Source organism: Candidatus Methylomirabilota bacterium, from assembly GCA_036005065.1.
GTDB lineage: Bacteria > Methylomirabilota > Methylomirabilia > Rokubacteriales > DASRDR01 > DASYQW01.
The window spans coordinates 1-10,043 of the sequence record DASYQW010000211.1 but is presented as its reverse complement, the minus strand read 5'-3'; the positions used below and the strand labels follow the sequence as shown (position 1 = coordinate 10,043).

7 protein-coding genes are annotated in these 10,043 nt (G+C 70.8%); all 7 read right to left on the bottom strand.

Translation table 11 applies throughout. The features are described from left to right. Positions 1-176: 176 nt before the first annotated feature. Complete coding sequence (locus VGW35_15660) at positions 177-515, bottom strand: P-II family nitrogen regulator (protein HEV8309096.1); 339 nt, start codon at positions 513-515, stop codon at positions 177-179. Further along, the gene (glgA, locus tag VGW35_15655) at positions 512-1,993 is read right to left on the bottom strand and encodes a glycogen synthase GlgA (protein ID HEV8309095.1); all 1,482 of its coding nucleotides are present in this window, start codon (positions 1,991-1,993) and stop codon (positions 512-514) included. Before glgA ends, VGW35_15660 begins: the two co-directional genes overlap by 4 nt. A gap of 127 nt (positions 1,994-2,120) precedes the next feature. Next, on the bottom strand, positions 2,121-3,731 hold the full coding sequence (locus VGW35_15650; protein ID HEV8309094.1) for a Na/Pi cotransporter family protein: 1,611 nt from the start codon (positions 3,729-3,731) through the stop codon (positions 2,121-2,123). Then, positions 3,728-5,164 carry a glutamate--tRNA ligase gene (gltX, locus tag VGW35_15645; GenBank protein ID HEV8309093.1) on the bottom strand — a complete coding sequence of 479 codons (1,437 nt, stop codon included), beginning with the start codon at positions 5,162-5,164 and terminating at the stop codon, positions 3,728-3,730. The genes VGW35_15650 and gltX overlap by 4 nt, the downstream gene beginning before the upstream one ends. 53 nt (positions 5,165-5,217) lie before the next feature. Continuing rightward, on the bottom strand, positions 5,218-6,294 hold the full coding sequence (locus tag VGW35_15640; protein HEV8309092.1) for a DUF362 domain-containing protein: 1,077 nt from the start codon (positions 6,292-6,294) through the stop codon (positions 5,218-5,220). A 55-nt stretch (positions 6,295-6,349) separates the two neighbouring features. Then, positions 6,350-7,141, bottom strand: a complete 792-nt coding sequence (locus tag VGW35_15635) for a hypothetical protein (GenBank protein ID HEV8309091.1) — start codon at positions 7,139-7,141, stop codon at positions 6,350-6,352. A 286-nt stretch (positions 7,142-7,427) separates the two neighbouring features. After that, positions 7,428-10,043, bottom strand: a 2,616-nt coding sequence (locus tag VGW35_15630; GenBank protein ID HEV8309090.1) for an SBBP repeat-containing protein, incomplete at its 5' end; no start/stop codon positions are given.

Here is a 10,043-nt window from a genome sequence, read left to right as displayed (position 1 = left end):
GGGGGTCAGCGCGTGCAGGTTGACGAGGGCGCGGCGGGGGTCGGTGAAGCCGAGCCGGCGGAGGCGCCGGCGGGCGGCGGCGCTCGTCGGGGATGCCGAGAGCAACTCGGAATCGGACGTCAGCGCGATCTTCGCCTGGCTCGCCTCGCCTTCGGCTGCGCCTCGCACTGCTAGACTCAGACCGCGGACTCTCCCGTCTCGCCCGTCCGGATGCGGAGCGACTCGTCGATGGGCAGGACGAACACCTTGCCATCGCCGATGGAGCCGGTCTTCGCGGCGGCCACGATCGTGGAGACGACCTTCTCCATCAGATGGTCGGCCACGACCACCTCGATCTTCACCTTGGGCAGGAAGTCGATGGTGTACTCCGAGCCGCGGTACAGCTCGGTGTGCCCCTTCTGCCGCCCGAAGCCGCGCACCTCGGTCACCGTCATTCCGATGACGCCCAGCTCCGTCAGCGCCTCCTTGACGTCGTCGAGCTTGAACGGCTTGATGATCGCCTCGACCTTTTTCATGCGTGCCTCCGCGCTTTCTTCACGGCCTTGCGGTAGCAGTTGACGTACTTCTCGGCCGACGCCTCCCACGAGACGTCCTCGGCCATCGCGTTCCGCACGAGGCGGCGCCAGGCCGTCGGATTCCCGTAGGCCGCCAGCGCCCGGGTCACCGCCGCGCCGCAGGCCTCGGGCGTCATGTCGTCGAAGAGGAAGCCGGTGCCCGTTCCGGCCTCCGCGCTCCATTCCTGGATGGTGTCCGCGAGGCCTCCGGTCCGGCGCACGATGGGGATGGTGCCGTATCGGAGCGAGATGAGCTGCCCGAGGCCACACGGCTCATACCGGGACGGCATGAGGAAGCAGTCGGCGCCCGCGTAGATGCGCCGCGCGAGCCCGATGTTGAACCCGATCTTCACGGCGACCGCCCCCGGGTGCGCCTGGGCCAGCTCCGGAAACGCGCGCTCGTACCGCTCGTCGCCGGCGCCCAGGAGGACGAACTGGCCACCGGCGGCGACGATGGCCGGCACCGCGGCGGCGACCAGGTCCAGCCCCTTCTGGTCGGCCAGGCGGCTCACGACCCCGACCAGCGGCGCCGGGCGGCCCGGATCGGCGAGGCCCATCTCTTGCCGGAGCGCGGCCTTGCACGCGGCTTTCCCGTCGAGGTCGTCCGGCCCGTACCGCTTCGGAAGATCGGCGTCGGTGGCCGGGTTCCAGAGCTCGTAGTCGATTCCGTTCAGGATGCCCACGAGGTCGGCGCTCCGTTCGCGGAGCACGCCGTCGAGTCCCTCGCCGTACTCGGGGGTCTGGATCTCCCGGGCATAGGTTGGACTCACCGTCGTGAGGAGGTCGGAGAAGACGAGGCCGCCCTTGAGGAAGTTGATCCGGCCGTAGAACTCGATCCCCGCCGGCGTGAAGAGATCCCAGCCGAGCCCGGTCATCGGAAAGTCATAGTGCCAGAAGAGTCCCTGGTAGGCGAGATTGTGGATCGTGAACACGGTCGCCACGTCGCGGTAGTCGGGGTCGTCGCGATACAGGGTCTCGAGGTAGACGGGGATGAGGCCCGTCTGCCAGTCGTGGGCGTGGACGAGATGCGGCCGCCAGTCGAGCTGGGGCAGCGCCGCCAGCACGGCGCGGCAGAAGAAGACGAAGCGCTCGCAGTTGTCCGGGTAGTCGCCTTCGGATGTCCCGTAGAGCGCCGGCCGGGCATAGTACGCGTCCTGGCCCAGGAAGTAGACCGGAACGGCGCTGTCCGCGCGTCCCTGCAGGAGGCTGCCCTCGACCGTCCGCGTGCCCAGCGGCACCTCGAGGCGCGGCAGGACGGTCCGGAGGGCCCCGGCCGTGCGCTCCACGCCCGCGTACTTGGGCATGATCACGCGCACGTCGTGCCCCAGGGCCGAGAGCGCCTTGGGCAGCGCGCCGGCGACGTCGGCCAGTCCGCCGGTCTTGGCGAACGGCTCGACCTCGGAGGCGACGAACAGGATCCGGAGTCGATCGCGAGACATGGGGTGTGAGGCTCCGCTCTCTCTTTGGGGCCGCGCCGGACCGTGGAGGCCGCCCCCCGGCACGCTCGGCCCATTATCCCCAGCCCGGTCGCACGTTGTCAACCGGGCCGCGGCCCAGCCGGACCGTTCACTGCTCAACGATGGGGTAGACGACGGCGGTGATGTGGGAGTTGATGCGCTTGAGGTTGGTCAGGACGTCGAGGTGGATCTCCGAGGTCTCCATCGACTCGGCGAGGCCGGCCCGGAGGCGGTCCAGGTGCGACTGCCGGAGGTCGCGCTCGCGCTGCCGCACGATCGCGCGCTGCTCGAGGACCTCGTGGGCCAGGGCCCGGTCGCCGGAGGCGAAGGCCACGATGGCGCGCTCGAGGTTCTTGGAGACCTGGGCGTGGAAGTCCATCAGCTCCGCCTCGCCGGGCTCGGAGAAGCGCCGGCCCTGGAAGAGCTTCTTGCGAGCCAGCTCCATCAGGTTCTTGTCGATGATGTCCCCGATGTTCTCCATGTTGCCGATGAAGCCGAGGAGCGCGATCTCGCGCCGGGAGAGGTCTTCGGTCATCGTCTGCTTGGCGAGGCGCGTGAGATAGAGCTTGATCTCCCGCTCGAGGTAGTCCACCTGGTCGTCGCGGCGCTCGACGTCCTCCAGGAGCTCCTGGCTGCCCGAGCGGAACACCGGGGCGGCGTCGCGGAGCATCCCCTGCACGATGTCGGCCATCCGCAGGGCCTCCCGCTGGGCCTGGCCGATCGCCAGGCCCGGCTGGTCGGCGAACCGATCGTCCAGGTACCGGGTCCGGAAGCGCGCCTCCTCCTCGGGCCGGTCCGGGACGGCGGCCACGATGAGGCGCGCGGCCAGGCGCTGAAACGGCAGGAACAGGAGGGAGATCCCGACGTTGAAGAAGGTGTGGGCGTTGGCGATCTGGCGCGGCAGGTCCGACGCGCTCGCGGCCGCCAAGTCCACGAACGGTCCGAGGAACGGCAGCACCACGGCCGCCCCGAGCAGCTTGAAGCCGATGTGGGCGACCGCGACCCGCTTCGCCTCCGTGGTGGATCCCATGGAAGCCGCCAGCGCCGTGGCGCAGGTGCCGATGTTGGCGCCGAGGACGAGCGGGACCGCGCCGGCCAGGGGCACCAGCCCGTGGGCGGCCAGCGCGATCGCCAGGCCGATGGTCGCCGCCGACGAGGCGACGACCGCGGCAAAGACGGCGGCCGCCGCGATCCCGAGGATCGGGCTCTCGGCGAATGCGAGGAGGACCTGGGCCACGAGCGGACTGTCCTTGAGCGGCGCCATGCCCTCGATCATCAGCTTGAGGCCGAGGAAGATCAGGCCGAACCCGAGGAGGGCCTGCCCGAGGTCCTTGAAGAGCCGCCGCCGGGCGAAGAAGAGGACGGCGAAGCCGACGCCGACCATGAGCGGGGCGTAGTCGTAGATGTGGAAGGCGATGAGCTGGACGGTCAACGTGGTGCCGACATCCGCGCCGAGGATGATCCCCATCGCCTGGTGGAGGGTGAGGAGCCCGGCCTGGACGAAGCCGATCAGCATCACCGTGGTGGCGGTGGACGACTGGATGAGGGCGGTGACGCCGGCCCCGGTGAGCGCGGCCGACACGCGGTTCGAGGTGAGATGGGTCAGGATCTGCCGCAGCCGGGCACCGGCCGCCCGCTGGAGCGCTTCGCCGGTGAGCTGCATGCCGTAGAGGAGCAGGGCCATGCCGCCGAGGAGGACGATGAGGAGCTTCGTCGTCACGGGGTGGCCGCCGGGATGCGGGTGAGCGCGGCCCGGAGGCGCGCCAGCGTCTCGTCGCGGCCGAGGGCGTCCATGATGGAGAACAGCGGAGGGCTCGCCGTGCGCCCGGTCAGGGCGAGACGGGCCGGCTGGGCGAGATCCACGAGCTTGACTCCCAGCTCGGAGGCGAGCTGGCGGCAAGCGCCGTCCAGGCTCGCCTCGTCCCAGGTCGCCAGCGTCGTGAGCCGCCGGACGAGACGCTCGAGGCGAGGCCGGGCAGCGGGCGTCAACAGCTTGCCGGCCGCCACCGGATCGTAGGCGCTCGGCCGCTTGACGTAGAACTCGCCCTGCCGGGCGAGGTCGGCCAGCGTGGTCGCCCGCGTGCTGAGATGGACGGCCATGCTCACCAGCAACGACTCCGGCGGCGCCGGCACACCCAGGCGCTCCACGAAGGGCGCCAGCCGGGGGGCCAGGCTCTCCTTCAGGCGCTGGAGCCACTGGCTGTTTACCCACTCGAGCTTCGTCCGGTCGAAGATCGCGGGGGCGGACCCGACCTGGCGGATGTCGAAGAGCCGGATCAGCTCCTCGCGGCTGAAGATCTCCTGGTCGCCGTGAGCCCACCCGAGGCGGGCCAGGTAGTTGACCATCGCCTCCGGCAGGAACCCCTCCTCGCGGAAGGCCAGGACGGAGGTCGCGCCGTGGCGCTTCGACAGGCGGCTCCGGTCGGGGCCCAGGATCATCGGGATGTGGGCGAAGACGGGGCGGGGGTAGCCGAGGGCCTCGTAGAGCAGGATCTGCTTCGGAGTATTCGAGAGGTGATCGTTGCCGCGGATGACGTGGGTGATCTTCATCGTCACGTCGTCGACGACCACGCAGAAATTGTAGGTCGGCGAGCCGTCCGAGCGGACGAGGATCCAGTCGTCCAGGGTGGCGCGGTCGAAGGTCACCTCGCCGTGGATGAGGTCGGGGACGACGGTGACGCCCTCGTCGGGGATCCGGAGGCGGAGGGCGGCCGGGACGCCGGGCCGGTCGGCGGCCGTCCGGCAGCGCCCGTCGTAGCGGTAGGTCTCCCCGCGGGCCCGGGCGGCCTGCCGCTGCGCGTCCAGGTCGTCCGGGGGACAGTAGCAGCGGTAGGCGTGGCCCTCGCCGAGCAGGCGCTCGGCGTGGGCGCGGTAGACGTCGAGCCGGCCCGTCTGGCGGAAGTACCCGCGAAAGCTTCCGTCGTCCTCCGGACCCTCCGGATCCCAGTCGAGACCGAGCCAGGTCATCGCCTCGAGGATCTGGCGGATCGACTCGTCGGTGGAGCGCGTGCGGTCGGTGTCCTCGATCCGCAGGAGGAAGGCCCCGCGGGCGTGGCGGGCGAAGAGCCAGTTGAAGAGCGCCGTCCGGGCGCCTCCCACGTGAAGGTGCCCGGTGGGGCTCGGCGCGAAGCGGACGCGGACCGGCTCGCCCATGGCCTTTGATTCTATCGAAACCTCGGCCGGCCGCTCAACTGGCGGCCGCGGGCTCAGTAGCGGGCGAAGAGACGGCCCCAGCCGGTCCGGGCAAAGGCGCGGATGCGCCCCCGGCCGATGGTGGGGTACCAGAGGAGGTCGTGGTAGACGTTCGAGGCGAACGGGGCCCAGACGACGAGGGGGGAGTGGAGCAGGAGGTGCTTGAGCGGGCGCAGGGGGCCCCGCCGGATGAGCTGGTCGCCCCAGATCACCAGGCTCCGCGACGTCTGGCAGCGGAAGTTCACGTCGGCGACGTCGTCACCGAGGAGCTCGATCTCCCGGGGGTCGGCCACGCCGAGGCCGCGCTCGTGAGCCATCCGGAGGTACGGGATCGCGAGCGGGTCGAATCCCATGAGGCGCGCGGCGATGGCGTCGATCGCCACCGAGTCGGCCGAGGCCAGGATCAGGTTGCCCTCCCTCGGCACCATCGTCCGCGGGCCGGCGCCATCGCCGACCACGGTCCCATCCATCACGGCAAAGACGCCCGGGTGGAGCTCGCGCTGCATGTAGAGCAGATCGACGAGGACCTCGTGGATGAACTCATGCGCGTAGTGGCGGACCTCTTTCAGGAGGCCCCCGAAGCTATTCTTTACCGCTCCCGTCGTCGTCGAGTGTCCGTGGACTTTCACGGTCGGCATGTGGAGCACGCTCGCCCCGACGTACATCTTGGGGATCTCGATCCCCTCCGGGAAGATGTCGTTGAGCTTGAGGAGCGGGCTCTGGAAGCGGTAGGTCGTCCACTCCACCTCGGGGAGCGGGATGAACGGGAGCCCGTAGCGCTCGAGGATCGGCAGCCAGCGGTTCGCGACCGCGCCCTTCCGGGGATTGGTGACGACCGTCTTGTTCTCGATCGGATGGAGGCGTTCGCGGTGGTAGCCGTCCTCGAGCAGGGTCCGGACCACCCCTTCGAGCTGCCAGGGCTGGGTCGAGCAGGCCGGGAAGTACTTCGTCCACGAGAGGTTCAGCTTGAGGAGGACTTCGCCCTCCCGGGGGAGGACGCGGTCGTACTCGGCCAGCCGGAGAAGGCGGCCGTAGTCCTGGACGACGGTCTCCGGGCGCGTCCGGAGGACCGCGACCCGTGCGCGTGGCATGCGCTGATTCTAGCACGGCGGACGCGGGCCCGGCCGCGACGGCGAGGGATCGGGGTCAGTTGAAGGTGGCGGTGACCGCGAGGTCCCCGGTCATCGTCACCGAGCAGGCGCCGGTCCCGCTGCAGGCTCCGCTCCAGCCCCCGAAGTTGGCTCCTGTCGCCGTCAGCGTCACGAGGCTGTTCTCCTCGAACTCCGCCGAGAAGGAGATGCAGGCCGGGCCGCAGTTGATGCCTGGCGGCGAGCTGGTCACCGTCCCGCTCCCGGGGCCCGCCTTGTTCACCGTGAGCGTAAAGGCCCGGTTGAAGGTGGCGGTGACCGCGAGATTGCCGGTCATCCGCACGACGCAGGGCCCCCGGCCGCTGCAGGGACCGCCGCTCCAGCCGGCAAAGGCGGATCTGGCGGCCGCGGTGGGGAACAAGGTGACCACGGTGTCGGGCGCATACGACGCCGCGCAGGTCGGCTCGCAGTTGATCCCGGGCGGCACGCTCGTGACCGTCCCCCGGCCCGTCCCGGCCGGGCGCACCTGTAGCGTGAAGGCCGAGGGCGTGAACGTCGCGCTGACCGCGACGTCGCCGTTCACTGTCACCGTGCAATCTCCCTGCCCGCTACAGGGCCCGCCCCACCCCTGGAAGGCGAACCCTAGCGCCGGGCGTGCCGTCAGCCTGACCGACGTCCCGACGCGGAAGGAGGCGGTACACGCCGGATCGCAGCTGATCCCGCCGGGCGAACTCTCCACGGTGCCGCTGCCCGTTCGGGTCACGCTCAGCGTGAAGGCCACGCTGACGCGGATCGTCGCGTTCACCACTTGACCGGCCTGGATCACGACGCTCGTGCTACCGCTGAACACGCGCCCGCCACATGGGAGCCTCGCGGTCAGGGTGAGGGGCCCTGGCGAGATCACGACGGTGAGTTGGCCCGAGCGTGGCAGCGGAAAGGTCTGGGGCGGCTGCCCGGAGCGAGTGGCCGTCAGGGTACTCCCCACGCAGGGCACCGGGATTTCCGCGGTGCCGTCCCGGGTCAGCGTCAGCACGATCTCCGAGGGCGCACTGGGGCCGGTACTCTGACTGCTGCTGCCCCCGCACGCCTGGACGAGCGCGAGGACACCGAGCAGCCCGGCCGCGCGGACGACAGCCCTAGGGCACGGCCCCGACATGAACCTCGCCCCGGAAGGCCGGATCGTAGGCGAAGAAGCTCGCCAGCTCCCGGAGCCCCGGGCTGAAGACCCGAATGTGCGGGCCGAACTCAGGCCCGGGGCCCACGATGATCGCAGCCCCGCCGGCGCCGAGCCGGCCTGCCGCCACGAAGACGCCGCCGGTGAACGTCGACGGATAGGGCAGGAAGCTCAGGAGCGGGCGCACCGCCGCGCCGGTCACCTTGAAGACCCGCACCCGCGGGTCGCCTCCCGGCCCCGCCCCGGTCACGATGTCCGCACGGCCGTCCCCATCCACGTCCGCCGCCGCCACCCGCACCCCGCCCCGGAAGCCCTGGGCGAAGGCCAGGAAACGCGCCACCTCCCGGGCGGTCCACCGCTCCTCGGTCGTCCTCACGACTTTCCATACCCGCACGACGGGCGCGCCTCCGGCATCCTGGCCCGTGATGATCTCGACCCGCCCGTCGCCATCCACATCGGCCGCCGTTACAAACAACCCTCGGGTGAACGTCGCCGGCGCGGCCAGGAAGCTGAGCAGCGGCACGGCAGTCCTCCCCCTGACGCCGAAGACCCGCACCTGCGGCGGGTGGCCCGGCCCTGGGGCGGTGATGATCTGCGCCGGCCCATTGCCGGTCACATTCCCGGCGGCCACCCGCACCCCGCCCCGGAATGTCGGACGATAGGCGAAGAACTGCACCCTGAGATCCGTGCCGTCGTCACGGAATGCTCGGACCAGTGGGCCCTGGCTGCCCGGGCCCGCGCCCGTGATGATGTCGAACCGGCCGTCTCCGTCCACATCGCCCCGCGCTACGAAGACTCCTCCGGTGAACGACAGGTCGTACGCCAAGAACTCCGTCTTGGAGGGCAGGCCGGCGGAATCGAATCCTCGGATGTGCGTCGCTCTCCCTGGCCCGGGCCCGGTCGCAATCGCGGTCTGAAGGCCGAAGACCGCGTCGACGGCGGTGTCTTCCCGCACGGTGAGCGTACAGTCCCCCGACCCCCCGCAGCCGCCTCCGCGCCATTCCCCGAAGAGGCTGCCAGGGGCCGCCGTGGCCGTGAGCCGCACCGACGAGCCGATCCGCAGGCGGAACACGAGGCGGCGACACGTCGCGCCGCACTCCCCGAGATCCGGCGTGCTCACCGTCCCGCGGCCCACTCCCGCCTTTCCGAGGGTCAGGTCGACGGTCACCGCCGCGAAGACGGCGGTGACCGACCTATCTCCGGTCATGGTCACCATGCACGCCCCGGCGCCGCCACAGGCACCGCGCCATTCCACGAACCGGCTGGTGGCGTCCGCGGTCGCCATCAGGTTCACCGTGGAGTCCCGGCGGAACCGCGCCGAGCAGGTCCCGCCGCAGTCGATCCCGGCCGGCGAGCTCGTTACCCTTCCGCCGCCGGTCCCGGTCTTGGCCACCGACAGCGTGACGTCAGGCGGCGGTGGAGGGGGTGGAGGCGGCGGGGGCGGCGGAGGCGGCGGGGGCGGCGGAGGAGGTGGACTACTGACCGTGGTCGTGGCCGTCGCCGTGTTGTTGGCCGAATTGGAGTCGGACTCGGCGGACGTTACAGTCGCGGTATTGGTGATCGTCCCCGCTGCCGTGGGCGTGACGACGATCGTGACAGTGGCCGTGGCGCCCGCGGCGAGGCTCCCGAGTGAGCAGGTCACCGTGGTGGTCCCGCTACAGCTCCCCTGGCTCGGCGTGGCGGAGCCAAAGGTGACGGTGGACGGCAGGACGTCGGTGAGGGTCACACTGGTTGCGGAGGCCGGACCCAGGTTCGTGACCGTCAGCGTGTAGGTCAGCGCGGCACCCACGGTGACGGGATCCGGCGAGTCGGACTTGGCCAGGCTGAGGTCAGCCACGGCCAACACCGTCGTGGTCGCGGTGGCGGTGTTGTCGGCCGGATTGGGATCGGTCTCGTTGGCCGCCACCGTCGCCGTGTTGCTGATCGTCCCCGCCGCCGTGGGGGTGACGACGATCGTGACGGTGGCCGTGGCGCCGGCGGCGAGGCTCCCGAGTGAGCAGGTCACCGTGGTGGTTCCGCTGCAGCTACCCTGGCTTGGCGTGGCGGACACGAAGGTGACGGTGGGTGGCAGGGTATCGGTGAGCGTTACCCCGGTCGCCGCGGAGGGCCCACTGTTCGCCACGGTCAGCGTGTAGGTCAGCGAGCTTCCGGCGGTGACGGGGTCGGGGCTGTCGAGCTTGGTCAGGGCGAGGTCCGCGGAGGGCGGGGCCCCGATCTTGAGCACGAAGGCGTCGTCGCCGCCCCCGTAGCCCGTCTGGAACGCCCCCGCCGTGGTCGGGAAGCCGCTGGAGCTGGTGGTCCCGGTGACATAGACGTCGCCGCTGGCGTCCACGGCGATGCTCTTGCCCCCGTCGTCGTTGGCAGTGCCGCCGACATACGTCGACCACACGAGGTCGGAGGCGCCCGAGCCGGCGGGGGTCAGCATCAGGACGATGACGTCGTCGCCCCCGGCGTTGGTCGGATAGATGGCGTTGACCATGGGGAAGTCGGTCGACGTGCTCCGGCCCGTCACGTAGACGTTGCCGGAGCTGTCCACCGTGACGGCCCGCGTCGAGTCGTTCCCGGTGCCGCCCAGATA

Coding starts and splice junctions, on each gene's coding strand:
- VGW35_15660 (HEV8309096.1), bottom strand. CDS start 515: ATGAAAAAGGTCGAGGCGATCATCAAGCCGTTCAAGCTCGACGACGTC.
- glgA (HEV8309095.1), bottom strand. CDS start 1,993: ATGTCTCGCGATCGACTCCGGATCCTGTTCGTCGCCTCCGAGGTCGAG.
- gltX (HEV8309093.1), bottom strand. CDS start 5,164: ATGGGCGAGCCGGTCCGCGTCCGCTTCGCGCCGAGCCCCACCGGGCAC.
- VGW35_15640 (HEV8309092.1), bottom strand. CDS start 6,294: ATGCCACGCGCACGGGTCGCGGTCCTCCGGACGCGCCCGGAGACCGTC.